This is a genomic window from Cecembia rubra, assembly GCF_003014575.1.
In the GTDB taxonomy this organism is placed as follows: Bacteria; Bacteroidota; Bacteroidia; order Cytophagales; family Cyclobacteriaceae; genus Cecembia_A; species Cecembia_A rubra.
Genome location: NZ_PYGF01000010.1, coordinates 61,617 through 81,027 on the forward strand (window position 1 = coordinate 61,617; position 19,411 = coordinate 81,027).

12 protein-coding genes are annotated in these 19,411 nt (G+C 41.3%); 7 read left to right on the forward strand and 5 right to left on the reverse strand.

Annotated features, from left to right (window positions below; genetic code table 11):
• The first annotated feature begins 3 nt into the window (after positions 1–3).
• Together CLV48_RS15905 and CLV48_RS15910 are read left to right on the forward strand one after the other, a co-directional pair.
• Entirely contained in the window at positions 4–3,189 is a 3,186-nt protein-coding gene (locus tag CLV48_RS15905; RefSeq protein ID WP_106568287.1) for a SusC/RagA family TonB-linked outer membrane protein, read from the forward strand.
• Between the two features lie 99 nt (positions 3,190–3,288).
• Positions 3,289–4,665, forward strand: coding sequence for a RagB/SusD family nutrient uptake outer membrane protein (locus CLV48_RS15910; RefSeq protein WP_106568288.1), 1,377 nt, complete (start codon positions 3,289–3,291; stop codon positions 4,663–4,665).
• 45 nt (positions 4,666–4,710) lie between these two features.
• Here the strand turns inward: CLV48_RS15910 and CLV48_RS15915 are convergent, their stop codons facing one another.
• Together CLV48_RS15915 and CLV48_RS15920 are read right to left on the reverse strand one after the other, a co-directional pair.
• The gene (locus CLV48_RS15915) at positions 4,711–4,995 is read right to left on the reverse strand and encodes a hypothetical protein (protein WP_146140111.1); all 285 of its coding nucleotides are present in this window, start codon (positions 4,993–4,995) and stop codon (positions 4,711–4,713) included.
• Positions 4,996–5,176: 181 nt separating this feature from the next.
• Complete coding sequence (locus tag CLV48_RS15920; RefSeq protein ID WP_245889581.1) at positions 5,177–5,653, reverse strand: MauE/DoxX family redox-associated membrane protein; 477 nt, start codon at positions 5,651–5,653, stop codon at positions 5,177–5,179.
• A gap of 198 nt (positions 5,654–5,851) precedes the next feature.
• Between CLV48_RS15920 and CLV48_RS15925 the strand changes: the two genes are divergently transcribed.
• On the forward strand, positions 5,852–6,427 hold the full coding sequence (locus tag CLV48_RS15925; RefSeq protein ID WP_106568290.1) for a cyclic nucleotide-binding domain-containing protein: 576 nt from the start codon (positions 5,852–5,854) through the stop codon (positions 6,425–6,427).
• 416 nt (positions 6,428–6,843) lie between these two features.
• Here the strand turns inward: CLV48_RS15925 and CLV48_RS15930 are convergent, their stop codons facing one another.
• Entirely contained in the window at positions 6,844–7,554 is a 711-nt protein-coding gene (locus tag CLV48_RS15930) for a nuclease-related domain-containing protein (protein WP_106568291.1), read from the reverse strand.
• Between the two features lie 378 nt (positions 7,555–7,932).
• The gene (locus CLV48_RS15935; protein ID WP_146140112.1) at positions 7,933–8,493 is read right to left on the reverse strand and encodes a hypothetical protein; all 561 of its coding nucleotides are present in this window, start codon (positions 8,491–8,493) and stop codon (positions 7,933–7,935) included.
• Positions 8,494–9,176: 683 nt separating this feature from the next.
• Here CLV48_RS15935 and CLV48_RS15945 point away from each other — a divergent pair.
• Positions 9,177–10,502 (forward strand): DEAD/DEAH box helicase, encoded by a 1,326-nt coding sequence (locus CLV48_RS15945; RefSeq protein WP_106568294.1) that lies wholly within the window; start codon positions 9,177–9,179, stop codon positions 10,500–10,502.
• A 2,477-nt stretch (positions 10,503–12,979) separates the two neighbouring features.
• Positions 12,980–13,510 (forward strand): hypothetical protein, encoded by a 531-nt coding sequence (locus tag CLV48_RS15960; protein WP_106568297.1) that lies wholly within the window; start codon positions 12,980–12,982, stop codon positions 13,508–13,510.
• Between the two features lie 184 nt (positions 13,511–13,694).
• Here the strand turns inward: CLV48_RS15960 and CLV48_RS15965 are convergent, their stop codons facing one another.
• Positions 13,695–14,657 (reverse strand): alpha/beta fold hydrolase, encoded by a 963-nt coding sequence (locus CLV48_RS15965; protein WP_170069041.1) that lies wholly within the window; start codon positions 14,655–14,657, stop codon positions 13,695–13,697.
• Positions 14,658–16,980: 2,323 nt separating this feature from the next.
• On the opposite strand from CLV48_RS15965, the gene CLV48_RS15980 reads away from it, so the two are divergent.
• Complete coding sequence (locus CLV48_RS15980) at positions 16,981–17,649, forward strand: 3-keto-disaccharide hydrolase (protein WP_106568301.1); 669 nt, start codon at positions 16,981–16,983, stop codon at positions 17,647–17,649.
• A 10-nt stretch (positions 17,650–17,659) separates the two neighbouring features.
• Positions 17,660–19,009 carry a Gfo/Idh/MocA family protein gene (locus CLV48_RS15985; RefSeq protein ID WP_106568302.1) on the forward strand — a complete coding sequence of 450 codons (1,350 nt, stop codon included), beginning with the start codon at positions 17,660–17,662 and terminating at the stop codon, positions 19,007–19,009.
• Positions 19,010–19,411 lie beyond the last annotated feature (402 nt).

A 19,411-nucleotide genomic window follows, 5' to 3' on the forward strand; every position in this document is an offset into this window, starting at 1 on the left:
CCTATGAAAAAAGGACTACTTACCTTAATGCTGTGCCTGCTGAGTATGCTCATCCATGCGCAGGAACAAAACCAATCTCCCATCAGGGGCAAAGTGATCGGTGCATCGGATGGATTGCCACTTCCCGGAGCAGTCATCAAGGAAAACAAAGGACAGGCTTCGGCCATTACCGACGAAAATGGAAATTTCTCCATACGTCCACTGAGCAGCAACTCCGATGCGCTCATCATTTCCTTTATCGGATTTAAAAGAAAGGAAGTGTCTTTGGAAGACCTAAAGGCAGAGAGTGAAAGCCTGATCAGGCTTTTTGAGGAGGGGCTTAGCCTTGGGGAAGTGGAGATTTTTTCAACAGGCTACCAGGACATTCCCAAGGAAAGAGCCACGGGCTCATTTGTCCAGGTTGACAATGAACTCATCAACCGGAGGGTCAGTACCAATCTGATCGATCGACTCGAGGACGTGACTTCAGGCCTAATATTCAATAGAGGCCCCTCAGCAGTAAATGACCCCATAAGTATCAGGGGCAGAAGTACAATATTTGCCGAAACCCAACCGCTCATCATCATTGACAACTTCCCCTATGATGGCCCTTTGGAAAATATCAACCCCAACGATGTGGAATCCATCACGGTGCTACGGGATGCAGCGGCAGCATCCATATGGGGAGCAAGATCCGGCAACGGTGTCATTGTCATCAAAACCAAAGCCGGGGGCTTCAACCAGAAAATGAATGTTACCTTAAACAGTAACACAAATTTCCTTCAAAAACCTGACCTTATGGCCAGTCCCCAGATGTCCATTTCAGATTTTATCTCCATAGAGGAAATGCTGTTTGGCAGAGGCTTTTACAATTCACGCTTCAATGATAACGTAAGGTCTGCCCTTTCCCCGGCAGTGGAAACCCTGTATGCCCACAGGGAAGGTCTGATCTCTACCACTGAAAAAGATCAGCTTATGGCCCGTTATGCCCAAACAGATTCAAGGAGGGAGCTGTTGGACCATTTTTACCGGACTGCAGTCAACCAACAGCACAGTCTTGGAATTAACGGAGGATCACAATACCACAGGTACAGTTTCTCTGTAGGCAAGGACATCAACAATGGCCCGCTTATCGGCAACAGTGACCAGAGAACTACACTTTCATTTAATAATCAATGGTCACTGATCAATGATAAACTTGAAATAGGTGCTTTGCTGTACTATACACAGGCCAGCAGATACGGCGATACTGAAATGCCGATCCTTGGGCCCTATGACCGTATTTTTGATGAAAACGGGCTCCCTGCTCAGGTAGCCAGGGACCACAGTATTAGATTTGCCAACAGCTTTTTGGAGACAGATTTTCTGGATTGGAGATATTTTCCTGCCAGGGAAAAAGGAATACTTTCCAATAGCAGGCAACAGGCTGATACCAGGATCAACGCCACCGTGGGATATAAGCTTACTTCCTGGCTGAAGGCTGAACTCCTTTACCAGCACTGGAAAAATACCGCCTCGTCCAGAGATTATGCACCACAGGAAAGTTATGGTACCCGCTGGCTGATCAACAGGTACACCCAGGTCGCGAATGACGGTACTCTGTCAAGGCCCATACCCCTTGGTGGAATTCTGGATACACAGCATTCTCTGGCAACCGGAAACTATGGCAGGTTTCAGTTATCCGCCAATAAAAACATACGGAATATCCATCAGATCCATGCCATTGCAGGAGCCGAAGTTAAGGATGTACAGACGGTTCTCTCCAGGACCAGGTATTACGGATATGATGACAATTTTGGCATAAGTCTTCCGGTCAACTATGACATGCAGTTCAGGGTAAATCCCCAGAATGCACTTTTTGTTATTCCCAGAGGGGAGGACAATGACGGCATTGTGGACAGGTTTATTTCCTATTTTGCCAATGCTTCTTACACCTTTGATTCAAGACTGGTTTTTTCGGCAAGTGCCAGAAAAGACGCTTCCAATATTTTCGGGGTCGAAACCAATCAAAGGGCCGTCCCTCTTTGGTCTTCAGGACTGGCCTGGAATTTAAGTGAGGAAAGGTTTTACAGTTCCAATCTCATTCCGTACTTAAGATTAAGGGCTACCTATGGTTATAACGGAAATGTGGACCGGACCCTAAGTGCCTTTACAACCGCCAATTACCTGATTATGGGAAACAATGCAATCAATCCCGGTCAGAGGTTTGCACTGATAAGGAACCCGCCCAACAGGAATCTGAGATGGGAAAGAATAAGAACGGTCAACTTAGGACTGGACCTTAGCCTAAAAGACAATATGCTGGATCTGAGTCTGGAGTTTTTTGCCAAACAGGGAATGGACCTGATAGGAGAATTCGCAGTAGCACCCTCCACCGGTTTTTCAACTTTCAGAGGAAACTTTGCGGACACCAAATCCACCGGTATAGATATCATTTTAAATGCCAGACCTTTAAAATCCAGAAAAGTATGGGATATTAATTTTCTTTTCAGTATGGTCAATGAGGAAGTGGTAGCTTATGACAGGCCTGCAACTGTCAACAACATGTTGTTTACCAATATTGCACCTGTTGTGGGGAGACCTTTGTTCTCCATGTTTGGCATGCCCTGGGCAGGACTTGATCCTTCCACTGGGGATCCTTTGGGAATATTGAACGGTGAACCGAGCAACAATTATCTGGCCATCAGGCAACAGACTACACCCGATGACCTGGTCTATCTCGGCCCTGAAAGACCACAGATCTTTGGAGCACTTAGGAATACGGTACATATCGGGAGTTTTTATGTCTCAGCTAATATTTCCTACAGACTGGGATATTTTTTCAGAAAACAGACAGTGGATTACTCCCAGTTGCTTAACGGCAGGATATCCCATTCTGATTTTCATGTCAGATGGCAGGAACCGGGAGATGAGGACCGTACAAACGTGCCTTCCATACCACAGGTTTCCAATCTTCACAGGCAGTTTTTGCACACTTATTCCGAAGCATTTGTAGAAAGAGGGGACCATATCAGGTTCCAGGACATTAGATTGGGATATAGGTTGGAAAACAAAAAGTCCCGAAACCTCCCATTCAAATCTGGAGAAATATATGCCTATGCCAACAATCTGGGTATTCTTTGGAAGGCCAGTAAAAATATGAAAGATCCAGATTTCCAGAATATCCCGCCGATACGAAGCCTTGCATTGGGTTTCAGGCTTGATTTTTAAGGGAATAGAAAAAGGTCCAATTCATAAAATAACCGGTATAACAAGCATGATGTGAATTCCGGAGAAAGAAGAATCAATTGTCAATAAAACAATTAAATCATGAAAAAATATTCAATCAGCATATTACTGCCCCTCTTGGTATTGATGGGCTGTGAAGGATTTCTGGACGAAAGACCTTCCAAAAAAATAATTGTCCCAAGCACCTTGGATGATCTTAGGTCAATTCTTGACAATACATCCGATTTTAATAGGGGTATTAATTTTGGTATCATACTATCTGATGATATGGTCTCAACAGATCAGGGGGTACTGGGTTTTGGAAATGATTGGGAGAGGGAAGCTTATAAATGGAGTAATGACCTTAATGATGCCAATGGCAATATGAGTGCCTGGAATTTCCCTTATCTTACAATTTTTAGGTGCAATCTCATCCTCGAAATAGGCAAAAAGCTAAGTCCTGACAATGTAAGACAGATTCAGGAGCTTAATGAAATCATAGGAAGTGCCCATTTCCATAGGGCAAAATCCTATTATTATCTTTTGGAATTCTATTCCTTACCACTGAGGAATGTTGATCTCCAGAACATTGAAGGGGTACCTGTCAAAACCGATACGGATGTTAATGTCCTTGCAGGCAGGTCAGTTGCTTCAGAGGTCTTTGATCTTATCTTTGAAGATCTTGAAAAGGCTGTTTCTTTGCTTCCTGACTGGAATAATAATCCGATTCGCCCATCCAAAGCATCAACTTATGGACTCCTATCAAAAATAAATCTGGTATTGGGACATTATGAAGAGGCATTGGAAAATGCAGAAATGGCCTTGAGCTTGAAATCTGATCTAATGGATTATGATGAGATCGCATCCCAGACCGTATTGCCTCTCCCGTTCAACAGGTTTCCTTTTGCGTCCCTGAACAAGGAAATAATATATTTCGAAGAGATGGGCACCAATTCCTTTGTAACCTCACCGCTTTCCTTTGTGAGTCCTGATTTGATTTCCAGTTATGCAGAAAATGACCTAAGAAAAGATTTATATTTCAGTAAATCCTCCACTTCTGAAAATTATCTTTTTCAGGGACACTATACCGGAAATTTCCAACCGTTTTCAGGAATTGCAGTGGATGAAATAATGCTTATCAGGTCAGAATGTCTGGCAAGATTGAACCGTCTAGATGAGGCTGCTCATGCCTTGAATACATTACTTGAAAAAAGGTATAGAAAAAACACTTTTCAGTCTTTGGCATTTGATAATGCTAATTTGGCCCTTCAGGAAATTCTCAGGCACAGAAGAAAGTCATTGGTCCGAAGAGGGTTTTGCAGGTGGTCTGATCTGAAAAGGTTTTTGGGAGAAACCTGGTGGAACGGGCCCTTGGGAAGGACTTTTGAAGGCAATGAATTCAGCCCTGGTACTGATCCAGGGGCATATCAGCTTATCCTTCCGATAGCTGAAGTACAGGCTAATCCATTCATTGATTAAAGTAAAACAGCCATCAGCAGGACTGATGGCTGTCTTTTTTAAAACTCAATTAATCGGTACGAGGTTTGCTCCAGGAACAAACTTGCCATTACTGCTCAAGGGCTGAGTCAATTGAATATCTGCCCATAAACATGTTTCGCTGGTAATATCACATTGGTATTCATTTGGACCACTGCCTCTTTGGACATTGGTGACATCATAAATTAAACCCATGTCATCCTGCCCATATTGGGGCTGTAATGGATCCACCGGCTTGGTAAAAGCAAAAGCAAATACCGCAGCCAATACAAATGCTAATAATGGTAATCTTTTGATTAAAGTATTCATCACGCACTTCTTTTTTTAACTTTCAAAAAAGACAGCAAAAACGTTTTGGTTGTTACCCTACTCTTTTTAAGGCTTTTCGGAACCGCCTGACCCGGCCATCGGGCACCGCTTGTCTCTCACCCCAAGCAATCGAGAGAAATGGCCAGTTTCTTTATTTTCTTCCTGATTATTGTCCAAGTACCCCTCAGGATTCCACCTGTTTCCCATATCCAATTCCCAATACCGCTACTGCCATACTCAACAAAAACAGGTTCATCACCAGATGGGCGCCCCAGCCCATACTTTCCATAAACCCGGCACAGTTGCAGGGTACCCTCGGAAAGGCCCCCCACCAGACCAGGCCCACATAAGTGCTAAACACCGTCAGCAACAGGAGAGAACCCATCAGTCCCCACCATCTTGTATTCCCAAGGACCAGAAGCAGTGCCAAAACCAGTTCTGAAATTGGCACCACATAGCTCAGGATATCCGCCAGGTCGGAAGGAAAGGTCTGATTGTGGAAGGCATTCCAGCTCCTGTTCCAGTCCAATAGCTTCTCCAATCCGGAATAGGTCCAAATAATCACCAACACAAATACAGCAAGTTGTATAAGTAATTTTCGGATCGGGATCATTCTTCCTCTGATATGAAAAGCGTGATCATTCATTAACAATAGCCTCATTTTCAGATGAATTTAAAAAGTCAGACAGCTAATAATCAAGCATTTGGACAACTAACTTCGCTTTTGTTCCCAAATGGACCAAAATTGTCGCTAATTCGGTAAATTCTAAGAAATACACTTTTTAATGTTTGGATATTTCTTTTAAGTGTGTCTAAATTAATAGTAGTCTATTGTTTCACGCATCAAATTTCACATGCTATGGGAAAAATTTTGTCTACAGAATTATTAAAAAATGATTTTGATAAGCTCATAAAATTAAACCCGGTTGTTTACCGGGAATTAAAGAAATTTGTCAAGGTTAAAAGATACCAAAAAAGTGAAATCATCAAGCCAATTAATCAAATAGATCAATATGCCAGGTATATCCACTCCGGATACATAGCCAAACTATTCCCTGCGGAAACCGGCAGGGATTACAGGGTAAGGATTTTTTCTAAAGGGACTGTCGCCTGTGACTTTGAATCATTTTATAAAGAAAAATTGACCGGTTTCTATTTACAGGCCTTGTCCTACGTGTCAGCTTTTGAAATCAAAAAGAATGATGTGGATAAGGTAATTGAAGTTAGTCATGATTTTTCAAAACTTGCAGCCAAAATCAACAACCTGATTCACATGCAAGCGGAAACATGGAATCATATAAGGGAATTACCCTTAGAAGAAGGGTACCAGGTATTAAAAAACAATTTCCCCAACGAACTACAGTTCCTATCTAAAAAGGATCTTGCCTTCTTCTTTAATACCAGCATTTACCAAGTCAACAAGTCCATTGAATAGCCTTATTTGATGTGTTGCAAGTGAGAAATAAAGCCTATTTTTTGACTTAGAATGAGCGACATCAAAAAAATACAATGAATTCTTGGAATTTAGCGAAAAGTCGGCGAATGGTCGGAGTACGGTCGGAACATACACGGGACATCCTAGGAACACCCCTAGAAAATTTTCAGTTAAAAAGTATTGAATTCCTCCAATGGTTCAAGCCTTTGGATTAACGGCTTGATGCTTGCAGTTGAAATGATCCATTTTAAAATTTATAGGAAAACACCCAATGGTTAAACTTTTGATACTTGACCCCTCCTCCCCTTCAGTCTTGACACTGTCATTCTCAAATATATTTAATAAAATGATTTAAAGTTTTTTATACCGAATTGGGCGATGGATATTTCATTTTAGCCCAGGCTTTTGGAACCTATTCATTCAAAAATTCTATGCTTTCCAATCAAGTTTTTAATGTCCTCAATATGTCGCTTTTGAATCCCTTCATTTTTACCGTTTTCAACCGATTCTTTTAAAATCTTAACAACTTCCCCTTTATCAGTGTAAATGGCAGGTGGATTCTTTTTTTTGATCATTTTTATAACTTCCATTATCCTATTCGCCTTTACCAGAAAGGTTCCATTGGGAACATAATCCACATTCTTCAATACACAGTCCCCATAAAACACAACCAAAGAATAAAAAGGTATATTTTCAAACTGTTTTGATTTTCTTTTAAGATCGTTTATGTGCTGTCTGTTCTGTACAATGGGATTATACAAGCGGTATTTCTGTTTGCCATAAGCCAATACCTGAGTCCAATGTGATTGGTTCCCTTTACCATAAATCCAACCACTGAGGTGCTTTACTTCTATTACAATAATCCCTACCGTTGTTAGTACTACCAGATCTATTTGCGTAAAACTACCATTCTGTTTCGTAACATATAGGTCATGAAATATTGTCTGGGCAGATATTCCTTTTTTTAGTAGCTTCAATACGAGCTTGCGCTCTGTTTTAGTCCCTCTTTTGGAATTAGTGACAGTTCTGAGTAACCTCCTGTTTCTGAACTTGATAAACAAGACAAAGAAGCAAACCAACAGGATTATCGAAAGTATTATCCAAAAAAAAGTGTTCAAATTTGGCATTATGTTTCATTTTGAAAATCAAAACTACAATAAAAAATAATCAATTGCAGTTTTGGCATAACCTAATGAATCAAGTCTTCACTGTGAAAATACGGATTGAAAATCCGCTTTATCGCTTCACGAAATTGCAAATTTCGAGGAGCACAGAATCAGCCAAAGGGCTGATTTCTTTATGGGAGGTCCTCCTAGGATATCAAGGGCCCTCGGCCCTGATCATTCACATAATACGAAAAGAATATTAGTGGAGATCCGCAAGTCTGGGCTAATTTAGTTTTACAAAATGCTTTTGTTCTATTTGCCCATAGGAGATCCTTGGCAAGCATCAAGCCTGAAAAATTTGTGCTCATTGGTGTAATTAGTGGACTTAGAAATTTCCTATTATTCCTTTGAAAGACTAGCTTCCCTTTCTAATTTCATTTCTCTTCCAGCTTTACCAACATTAACCCAAGCATTTATTCCTAGCACCAAACCAAGAACACCTCCTGCGATTGCTGGTATGGGTTCATCTGTTAAAATAGTTGCTCCAAAACCAACTGCTACAATGCCGATTCCAATCAGAGCATTATTTGCGGCTTTAACAAGATATTCTTCTGGCAAAACCAACGAATTATATGCCTTCTTTCTTTGAGCTTCTGTACTTAAATCCAGGTCAAAATTCAAGTTTTCAACTGGGTATCCATCCTGAAATTCTATCAATGCATGCTTGCCGATTAAAATGTAAAGGAATTCACTTTTAGGGTCAAAGTTTTTAAATTCTGCTTTTTTAATTTCAGAAAATTTAAAATTACCCTCATTAGTAAATATTGCCTCTGAACTTGTTGCCACAATAGAAGTTTCCACTATCCTATCATCCAAGTGAATAATTACATTCTGAGAATATGTAACTTTAAAAGAAAACATTAACAAAAAAAACAATAAATACTTATGATAATCTTTCATGGCTCCAATTTTAAACTGATAAATTAATTTAAACAAAAATATACTATTGAGTCAGGATTTCAAATAAAACTTAGTTTTTCGATACTTTTTGGAATTATAGTTTTTAGGGTTTTTTCCGTCTAAATCTAATCTTAAATACTTTGCAAGGTTATGGTCTCAAAATCAGTTTTCATTATAGTTCGCCTACCTTCCATGAAAAGTCCCGTGGTTAATATCACTATTTCGCGGATTGGAAATCCGCGGTATCGCTTCACGAATTTGCAAATTTCGAGAAGCTTTTTATCCGCCAAGGACGCAAGGAAAAGAGGCGCAATGAGGGCTTTGCAGCCATTATTGGCTGCCATTACGACCTTTTATTTCTCAGCGAAACCTTGGCTCCCATTGCGGTTTTTCCCAAAAGCGAAGCTTTTCTATGTGTTCTACTGTGGCTATCCCGCATGCGGGACAAGTTGTGGTTTATAATAACAGAAGCTTTTTATCCAACCCTGCTCCCTGGCCCGTCACTAAAATGATCCAAAGGGATCATTTCTTGACGTTCCGTCCTCTTGACTCTTGTTTCTAATCTCACCCCTTAATGAAACCCTTAAAAACCTCAACTCCTTAATGTTTCAATACTTCCAAAATCTGCCTTTCGCATTCCCACTTCCCCTCCCTCCTTCAACAAAAACCCCTATCTTCGCATCATGGAAAAGGATTCACAAGGTTTGGAGCAACAGTTTTTAAGCAATCTGGAAATACATGCATTCAATGACATGCAGCGGGCATTTATCCAGGCAACTGAAAATAATCCCAACCTCATGTTGCTGGCGCCAACAGGTTCAGGTAAAACCCTGGCCTATTTATTTCCCTTGTTCAAAAACCTAGATCCCACGTCCAGAAGTACACAGGCACTGATCATCGTTCCTTCGCGGGAACTGGCCATACAGATCGAGCAGGTTTTCAAATCCCTGAAAACAGGTTATCGGGTAAGCACCTGTTATGGCGGCCATTCCATGAAACTGGAGAAAAACAGTTTGGGTGAGTTACCCGAACTGGTAATCGGTACACCAGGCCGCCTTTCCGATCATGTCAACCAAGGATCTTTGGATACCTCAGCGATCAGAACGGTGGTCTTGGATGAGTTTGATAAATCACTTCAACTTGGGTTTCACGATCAATTGAGGGACATCTTCCGAAAACTGAAAGCTGTTCAAAGGCATTTCCTGACCTCGGCCACCAAGATGGGACGCTTACCTGAATTCGTTCCTTTCGATAATCCGCCCGTGGTGGATTTTCTGAACCAGCAAAAGGATTCCAAACTGGAACTGAAACTTCTTACTACCAACAGCAAAGAGAAAACCCAGAACCTGATGCGTTTGATTTCCCATTTTCAGGGGGAGGCCTGCATTGTATTCTGCAACCACCGGGAGGCTGTAGACCGCATCAGCCTGCTTTTGGGCGATCATGGCTATGAGCATGCGGTATTACATGGAGGTATGGAGCAGTTGGACCGGGAGAAAAACCTTATCAAATTCAGAAGCGGTGTAGTCAATTTACTGGTAGCCACTGACCTGGCCTCCAGGGGGCTTGATATACCGGAAATCAAGCATATTGTGCACTATCAGGTTCCTCCCAAAGAAGACGCTTTTATCCACAGAAATGGACGGACTGCCCGAATGCATGCCTCCGGACAGGGATATTTGGTCCTGTCGGATGAGGATGAATTTCCGGAATACCTGGATGAAAACAGCATGGAGCAGGTAGAAATTGAAGAAACCCTAGCTTCTCAGCCGACCGGATTTGCTTTACTTTACCTCAGTGCCGGCAAAAAAGATAAAATCAGCAAGGGAGATATTGTGGGTTTCCTGATCAAAATCGGAAAAGCCAGCAATGAGGACATCGGTTTGATCACTATCATGGATTTTGCCAGTTATGTGGCGGTAAAGCGCAGCATAGCCCCAAGCTTAGTGAAAAAACTCAATGGAGAAAAGCTGAAAAAGTCAAAAGTGAAAGTGGCCGAGGCCAATTGAGTAGGATTTTTTAAACCGCCAAGGACGCAAGGGAAAAGATGACGAATTTTTTTCCGCAATGAAAGCAAGGAAAAAGAAGCAATTTGGTGGATGTAGCCATTATTAACTGCCTTTGCAGCCATTTATTTCTCAGCGAAACCTTTGCGCACATTGCGGTTTTTCCCAAAAGCGAAGCTTTTCTATGTGTTCTACTGTGGCTATCCCGCATGCGGGACAAGTTATGGTTTTTAAAATTTTTTAAACCGCCAAGGACGCAAGGAAAAAGACGCAATTTGGTGGATATAGCCATTATTGGCTGCCTTTGCGGCCTTTTATTTCTTTGCGAAACCTTTGCGCACATTGCGGTTTTTTTCCAAAAGCGAAGATTTTATCCGCAATGAACGCCAGGTGCTTCGCAAAGAGAACGCAAAGCCATTGTAATCTTTCCACCTGCTTTTACTATCCAAAAAGCGAAGCTTTTCTATGTGTTCTACAGTGGCTATCCCATATGCGGGAAAAGTTGTGGTTTATAATATTTTTTAAACCGCCAAGGACGCAAGGAAAAAGACGCAATTTGGTGGAGGAAGCCATTATTGGCTGCCATTGCGACCTTTTATTTCTCAGCGAAACCTTGGCGCCCATTGCGGTTTTACCCAAAAGCGAAGATTTTATCCGCAATGAACGCCAGGTGCTTCGCAAAGAGAACGCAAAGCCATTGTAATCTTTCCACCTGCTTTTACTATCCAAAAAGTGAAGCTTTTCTATGTGTTCTAATTTGGCTATCCCGCATGCGGGACAAGTTGTGGTTTTTAATACTTTTTAAACCGCAAAGGACGCAAGGAAAAGAGGCGCAATGAGGGCTTTGCAGCCATTATTGGCTGCCATTACAACCTTTTATTTCTTGGCGAAACCTTGGCGCCCATTGCGGTTTTTTCCAAAAGCGTAGCTTTCCTATGTGTTCTACTGCGGCTTTGTGGTTTATAATAACAGAAGCTTTTTATCCCAGCCTGCACCTGGAAGGTGTATTCATCCTCATTCATCAGTGGTTAATATCCCTATTTTGCGGATTGAAAATCCACTTAATCGCTTCACGAAATTGCAAATTTCGAGAAGCTTTTTATCCGCAATGAACGCAAAGCCCTCCGCAAAGAAAGCGCAAGGCCTTAGAACCCTTTCCTTCTAAATTTGCTATCCAAAAAGCGTAGCTTTTCATCAGTGTTTATCTATTTTCATCAGCGGTTTAATTTCTAAAATCGCAGCTTTCTATGTGTTCTACTTTGGCTATCACGCATGCGGGACAAGTTATGGTTTTTAAAATTTTTTAAACCGCCAAGGACGTAAGGGAAAAAACGCAATTTGGTTGATATAAACATTATAGGCTGCCTTTGCGGCCTTTTATTTCTCAGCGAAACCATTGCGCACATTGCGGTTTTTCCCAAAAGCGAAGCTTTTTATTCTAGCCTGCATCTGGCAGGCGTATTCATCCTCATTCATCAGTGGTTAAAATCCCTATTTTGCGGATTGGAAATCCACTTTATCGCTTCCCGAAATTGCAAATTTCGAGAAGCTTTTTATCCGCCAAGGACGCAAGGAAAAGAGGCGCAATGAGGGCTTTGCAGCCATTATTGGCTGCCATTACAACCTTTTATTTCTTAGCGAAACCTTGGCGCCCATTGCGGTTTCTTCCAAAAGCGTAGCTTTCCTATGTGTTCTACAGTGGCTTTGTGGTTTATTTTAACAAAAGCTTTCTATCCCAGCCTACATCTGGCAGGCGTTTTTATAATCATTCATCAGTGGTTAATATCCCTATTTTGCGGATTGAAAATCCGCTTTATCGCTTCACGAAATTGCAAATTTCGAGAAGCTTTTTATCCGCCAAGGACGCAAGGAAAAGAGGCGCAATGAGGGCTTTGCAGCCATTATTGGCTGCCATTGCGACCTTTTATTTCTTGGCGAAACCTTGGCGCCCATTGCGGTTTTACCCAAAAGTGAAGAGTTTTTCCGCAATGATCGCCAGGTGCTCCGCAAAGAGAACGCAAAGCCATTGTAATCTTTCTACCTGCTTTTTAACAGAAGGCATCCAACTCCAGAATTTATTTACCAGCTCTTACCGAAATCCGCCTTTCGACATCGAAATTTCATTCCTCATTCTCCATTCTCATCCCTTCCCCCTCCTACTCCCCGAAAAAAGCCCCCACCAAATCAACCAAATGCCAATAACAAGTAAAATTAAGTACCAGATTACAGCCAATAAACCCATAAAATTTTCTTTTGATTGGTCATAAATTAAGGAATTTTGAGATCAAAAAATGGTTGAATGGATTTTTTCGTGACAGCTTATGCCAGGATTGATTGAATTGGAAAACTTTACCCTGATTTTTCGTTTAAACATTACATGCGCACAGGTGCCGTTAGACCTAAAATCCTTTTAGAAAAAGTTTGGGAAAAGCGGTTGATCGTTTCCAATAGTTCATTCCAAGATCCAATTTCCTACCATCATGAAAACCCTGTTCCTCTCTCTTTTGGCCTTCTGTATCAGCCTCGGCCTTCGTGCCCAAACTTACCAGACTTTCCCAACCCAAAACGGAATCCCTTCCATACTGCCCAATACCACGGTGAAACCCTCTGGATATAACAACCAAACATACAAAGTTTATGAACACCAAAACGGCATCCAGAACATTACTCCTTCACAGGTGATTCAGGTCAATCCCAATGGCAGCAAAGAAATATACAATACCCAATATGGGATCAAAGAAATCAGCCCTTTGCAGGTGATCAAACCGAATATGACCGGAGGTTATGATATTTATGATACCCAATATGGGTTACCCAATATCACCCCTTCCAAAAGTGTCCAACCCAATAACCAAGGTGGCTACGATGTCTATAACAACAACCATGGCATCCGGGAAATTACACCTGCGAAGACCTTGAAGCCAAACCAAAGCGGTGGTTTCGATGTCCACCAAAACCAAAACGGTATCCCTTCCATTTTACCCAGTAGCGTAATCAAGAGGAAAGATTAAATCCCGGTGAATCTCTTCCTGATATTGGAAATTCCGAGAAGTCATTATCCACTAAGAGACCTGCAACAAATTGAGCGCTTGAACTCAATTTTCACCTTTTTAGTAAAAAGAAATTGGCTATGGTCTCCAAAGGTACAACCCCAACTACTGAACCAACTTTCGGATCCTAATACAAACCAATTGCTTACTTTTTTGGAATAGTTTCAATAAAACTTAAAACTGCCTGACCGGCTTGTTCTGGAAAGGTAAACCATAAATCATGGGTTCCTTCCTCTAAATGATAGTGTGGGGCTTTGGGTAAAATGGTTTTCAACTCCTTATTAATCAATTGTAACATAGGAAGGGTCTGGCCACCTGATATTGTTAATATTGGCACCTTAATATCATTCAGATCCTTTCTTTTGAATTCTGGAAAAGGATCAGGAGACTGGGACATGAAATACCATTCTGGTAAATTTGCAGTCATTTGATCGATAGCCTCCTCAGGCAATTTTTCCAAAATGTCTGCACCAGCAAAATAAATTAAAGTTTTTCTTAGAACCCCAACGGTATCTTTATTATGAAAGGCCTGTTTTATCGGCTCTATTAACTTGTTATAAAAATCATCGTAATGGACTTTTCCTCCCGGAATATCAATCAACCAACTAATTAGTGCAGGCTCTGAAAGTGTTAAAGACCGAACCAATTCGGGATTTGATTTTGTAAGAAAAAGTGAAATGAGTCCCCCAAATGAATGCCCTACAACATGAACCGGCCCTAATTTAAGATCTGTGATGAATCGAGCTAAATCCTCTGCTTCTGTTTTAGCAGAAAAACTATTCACTTCAAGCTGATTATCATTGGGAAAATTGTATCTCCTGCTATAAGTGATTATTCGATAATCTTTTGAGAATATCTCAATTTGTGGTTCCCATGTACGGTAATCTTCCAGCCCCCCATGTACAAATACAATCGGCTCCCCACTCCCTGTATCAGTGTAATTGAACGTAGCTTCATTTATGATTATATGTTTTAAATTGCTTGAAAACTCATCTGACCTGTTAATTTCATTATTAATTCCCAGCTTAATGTTACTATCATCCTTGGCATTACAGCCAATAATGAAAAGTAAACCTATCATAAATCTTGTTGTGAAAACAGCATTCATTGAACAATACATTTGAAATGGTTCGACCTATAAATCAACTAATACCTATATTTTTCTTAAACTAACCAATAGTCCTATAAACCCCTCAGTTTTATAAATTTGAATTGTTATGATAAACACAATTTCTTAAAACCAAAACTGAAATTATATATACCAAATATATCCAAACATATGACATCCATGTAATCCTGTGTATTTTTTTCAACACTATCCAATCATAAATCAAAAAAGAAAGAAAAAACATATTCCAAACGCAAAACATTAAAATATAGAACGTATCGATAACAATAATAAAAGTATATTGATTACAAGGAAGTAATTATTCTTCATATTTTATTTTGTGAATAATCCTTTAAACGAATTAAAAAAGGAACAATAGACAGTTTTCCCCCATGTTTTAAAACTTATTCAATATAATCAATACTTATGAGATTGTCATATTGCTCACTTTTGACCTTATTTAAGATTCGAACTTTTTCAAAACCAAAAGCTTACCAATTTCTGTAATCCATAAAGAATTACCTTCCCTAAGCCATTTGCTTTGCTGATCTTGCAATACCACTCTTGTGAAATTGACCCTGTTCTCATCAACAGAACTGTTAGGATATAAAATTTAATTAAAAATAGATGCCACTGTATCAGTTATCGATCCCGAAGTGAAAAAAACATAACTCGTAAAACTTAATATTAATGAATCATAACCCTTTTTTTCTGCGCTATGGACTAATGGTTTACCGCAGAGCTCATCAGATTCTACATCCAACAATAGACACAACACTCTGTATGAGCTCGGTCGGAAATTGTTTCAATACTTTAGTGTTGAGCTCATGTTTTTTCAATCTATTATCAGCCAAACAATCTTCATTAAATTATGCATCTGACCTGTAAGGCTAATTATTTTTGAAATTAGTGCAATTCGTGAACCTCTTTTGTTCTTGCTCATTCTCACTCATCTTTTCTATGCGTTCTATGGTCACTTTTGGGTTTGTAATAACTAGTGCCTTTTATCCCAGCCTGCATCTGGCAGGTGTATTCATCCTCATTCATCAGTGGTTAGTATCCCTATTTTGCGGATTGGAAATCCGCTGTATCGCTTCACGAAATTTCAAATTTCGAGAAGCTTTTTATTCGCAATGAACGCAAGGCACTCCGCAAAGAAAAAGCAAATCCTTAGAAATCTTTCCTCCTGCTTTTACTATCCAAAAAGCGAAGCTTTTCTATGTGTTCTACAGTGGCTATCCCGCATGCGGGACATGTTGTGGTTTATAAAATTTTTTAAACCCCCAAGGACGTAAGGGAAAAAACGCAATTTGGTTGATACAAGCATTATTGCCTGCCTTTCCGGCCTTTTATTTCTCAGCGAAATCTTGGCGCCCATTGCGGTTTCTTCCAAAAGCGTAGCTTTCTATGTGTTCTACTGTGGCTTTGTGGTTTATATTAACAGAAGCTTTTTATCCCAACCTGCATCTGGCAGGTGTATTCATCCTCATTCATCAGTGGTTAGTATCCTTATTTTGCGGATTGAAAATCCGCTTTATCACTTCACGAAATTGCAAATTTCGGGAAGCTTTTTATCCGCCAAGGACGCAAGGAAAAGAGGAGCAATGTGGGCTATGCAGCCATTATTGGTTGCCATTGCGGCCTTTTATTTCTCAGCGAAACCTTGGCGCCCATTGTGGTTTCTTCCAAAAGCGTAGCTTTCCTATGTGTTCTACAGTGGCTTTGTGGTTTATTTTAACAAAAGCTTTCTATCCCAGCCTACATCTGGCAGGCGTTTTTATAATCATTCATCAGTGGTTAATATCCCTATTTTGTGGATTGGAAATCCACTTTATCGCTTCACGAAATTGCAAATTTCGAGAAGCCCGTTTCCATTCTTCATTCATCACTCATAATTCTGCATTTTAAATTACCCTACCCTACATCCTAGCTCCTCGCCAATAATGTACACCGTACATTTTCTTAACGCTCCCTCCCTGCTTTCCTTATTTTTTTTAACAAGTTCTACGATTTAGATTATTTTTTGATAAATTGAAATCCAACTGATTACCATGTTGAATCAATACCCTATTTACAATTTTATTTAATTTAAAATCCTAGAAATGACAGCTTACCGGAATCACCTTTCTGACCAAGGCGAAGGGAATAACATCCTGCGTGCCACGTCATTCTGAGACGGAGCCTGCCTGTTTCAGAAAGGCCTGCGGAGTCGAAGAATCTCGCGTAGTTTAGGAGATTCTTTGCTCGTTCCTCACTCAAAATGACGGTTCCTAAAGATATCTTTAAACTTCTTTGACAATCCTCAAAATTTTGACAATTCATAATGAAGAAAATCTTCCTTTCCCTCATAGCGACTCTGTTTTTTGGCTTTAGCATAGCCCAAGCCCAGGAAATCCCCGAAAGTGAATTTACAACACTTTTCAACGGGCTAAACCTGGATGGCTGGATAGGCAATAAAACTGCTTACCGGGCAGAAAACGGCATGATCGTCATCGACCCCAAAGGCGGTGGCGGAGGAAACCTTTTCACCGAAAAAGAATATGGCAATTTTATTTTCCGCTTTGAATTTCTCTTGACCCCAGGGGCCAACAATGGCCTGGGTATCCACGCCCCTTTGGAAGGAGATGCCGCCTATGTGGGCAAAGAAATCCAGATCCTGGACAATGAAGCAGAGAAATATGCCAACCTACACGATTACCAATTCCACGGCTCTGTCTATGGGGTCATGGCTGCCAAGCGCGGCTACCTCAAAGCTCCGGGAGAATGGAACCAACAGGAGGTCATTGTCCAGCATCCTTACATCAAGGTGGTACTCAACGGATCCACCATACTGGAAGGGGACTATTTGGAAGCCAGCAAAAACGGCACCCTGGACCAAAAAGAGCATCCTGGGCTTCAGCGAAGTAAAGGCCATATTGGCTTTTTGGGACATGGAGATGTAGTCCATTTTCGAAATATTAGAATCAAAGAATTACCAGCAACAAACAATTAATAATATCCCAATGAAGAAAAATTTTCAGGTGATCAACCGCAGGGACTTTTTGGTAAAGTCCGCTTTAGGAGCAGCAGGTATGGCATTGGCCCCCCACATACTGGCACAGGCCAAGGCAGCAGGCAAATTGAGAACAGTCCACATAGGCTTGGGAGCGATGGGCATGGAGGACCTTGCGGCCATTGCTTCACATCCTGAAGTTGAAGTGGTCGGACTCTGCGATGTAGACAGCAAGATGGTGGCCCGGGCAAAAGCCATTTATCCTAAAGCCAAAACCTATCCTGACTATCGGGTAATGCTGAAGGACATGAAAAATGAGTTTGACGCGGTAGTGGTTTCCACCCCAGACCATACCCATGCCCCTGCATCCATAATGGCCATGGAGATGAACAAACCCGTCTATTGCCAAAAACCCCTGACCCACCATGTATCTGAGGCGAGGACCATGAAAAAAATGGCTGCAGAAAAAAAACTTGTCACACAGATGGGTATACAGGTACATTCATTCTACGATTACAAACTGGCTACCCTGCTGATCCAATCAGGAATCATCGGAAAAGTACATACCGTGAGGGCATGGTCTCCCAAAAACTGGGGCTATGATGGCCCTGAACCTACCGGAAGTGATCCCATACCTGAAAACCTTGACTGGAACCTTTGGCTGGGAACAGCACCGAAGCGGGCTTACAAGGAAGGTGTTTACCATCCGGGAAACTGGAGAAAAATCATGGATTTCGGTTGCGGTACCCTGGGCGATATGGGCGTGCATATCTTCGACACCCCCTACAATGCCCTACAACTGGATGTTCCCCGTACCATACACACTGAATGCCGTCAACCCACGGGCTTTGGTTTTCCGGAGAACAACATCGTAACCTACGAATTTCCTGCCACCCCATATACAACAGAAACCCTCAAATGGGTATGGTACGATGGTCCAGGTGCACCGGCAGATCACGAGGATCTCAAACTTCCCAATGGGGACAAATTACCGGAACAGGGCGCCATGTTTTTAGGTGAAAAAGGCAGGTTGTTATTACCTCATTTTATGGAACTTCCCCGTTGGATTGTGGATGGGCAATACAAGGAATTTGATGTAAAACCCTTCAATCTCGGTGATCCCGTGCAGGACTACAATGAGGAAAGCAAAAAGCATTACCACCAGTTTGTAGATGCCTGTTTGGGCAAAGGGGAATGCACCGCGCCATTTGAATACTCTGCCAGGCTAACAGAAACCATATTACTAGGAGTGATTGCAGGTAGGTTCCCCAATGAAACCCTACATTGGGACAGCAAAAAAGCACGCTTTGCAGAGAAAAAAGCCAATAAGTTTCTGGGCGGCAAGTACCGAAAATTCTAAAATAACTTAAACCGCCATGGACGCAAAGGAAAATTAACAAAGGTAGGCTCTAAAGTAACACTTGACTGCATTTCCGATCTTTCATTTCCTTGCTAAATCTTAACGCTCATGGCGGTTTTTTACAAAAGCGAAGCGGTACCCACAATGAACGAAATGAACTTCGCAAAGAAAACGCGATGCCTTTGTAAACCCAATTGGTTCAAGTCCTCGGACCCCAAATGGTTCAAGTCTTCAGACTTGGACCATAGCACTGCAGTCTTCAGACTGCAATTTCCTAAAAGCGCAGCTTTCTATCCCAGCGTCTGGCAGGTGTGTTCATCTGCGTAAATCTGTGGTTAATTCCAAAAACAAAGTTTACCTAAGAATTGGAAGCAGGTTTTTTATATCAATTCACAGAATAGG

What these genes read in the sequence shown, in the direction of transcription:
- CLV48_RS15905 (WP_106568287.1), top strand. Translation starts at nt 4, where the DNA reads ATGAAAAAAGGACTACTTACCTTAATGCTGTGCCTGCTGAGTATGCTC.
- CLV48_RS15910 (WP_106568288.1), top strand. Translation starts at nt 3,289, where the DNA reads ATGAAAAAATATTCAATCAGCATATTACTGCCCCTCTTGGTATTGATG.
- CLV48_RS15920 (WP_245889581.1), bottom strand. Translation starts at nt 5,653, where the DNA reads ATGAGGCTATTGTTAATGAATGATCACGCTTTTCATATCAGAGGAAGA.
- CLV48_RS15925 (WP_106568290.1), top strand. Translation starts at nt 5,852, where the DNA reads ATGGGAAAAATTTTGTCTACAGAATTATTAAAAAATGATTTTGATAAG.
- CLV48_RS15930 (WP_106568291.1), bottom strand. Translation starts at nt 7,554, where the DNA reads ATGCCAAATTTGAACACTTTTTTTTGGATAATACTTTCGATAATCCTG.
- CLV48_RS15935 (WP_146140112.1), bottom strand. Translation starts at nt 8,493, where the DNA reads ATGAAAGATTATCATAAGTATTTATTGTTTTTTTTGTTAATGTTTTCT.
- CLV48_RS15945 (WP_106568294.1), top strand. Translation starts at nt 9,177, where the DNA reads ATGGAAAAGGATTCACAAGGTTTGGAGCAACAGTTTTTAAGCAATCTG.
- CLV48_RS15960 (WP_106568297.1), top strand. Translation starts at nt 12,980, where the DNA reads ATGAAAACCCTGTTCCTCTCTCTTTTGGCCTTCTGTATCAGCCTCGGC.
- CLV48_RS15965 (WP_170069041.1), bottom strand. Translation starts at nt 14,657, where the DNA reads ATGAATGCTGTTTTCACAACAAGATTTATGATAGGTTTACTTTTCATT.
- CLV48_RS15980 (WP_106568301.1), top strand. Translation starts at nt 16,981, where the DNA reads ATGAAGAAAATCTTCCTTTCCCTCATAGCGACTCTGTTTTTTGGCTTT.
- CLV48_RS15985 (WP_106568302.1), top strand. Translation starts at nt 17,660, where the DNA reads ATGAAGAAAAATTTTCAGGTGATCAACCGCAGGGACTTTTTGGTAAAG.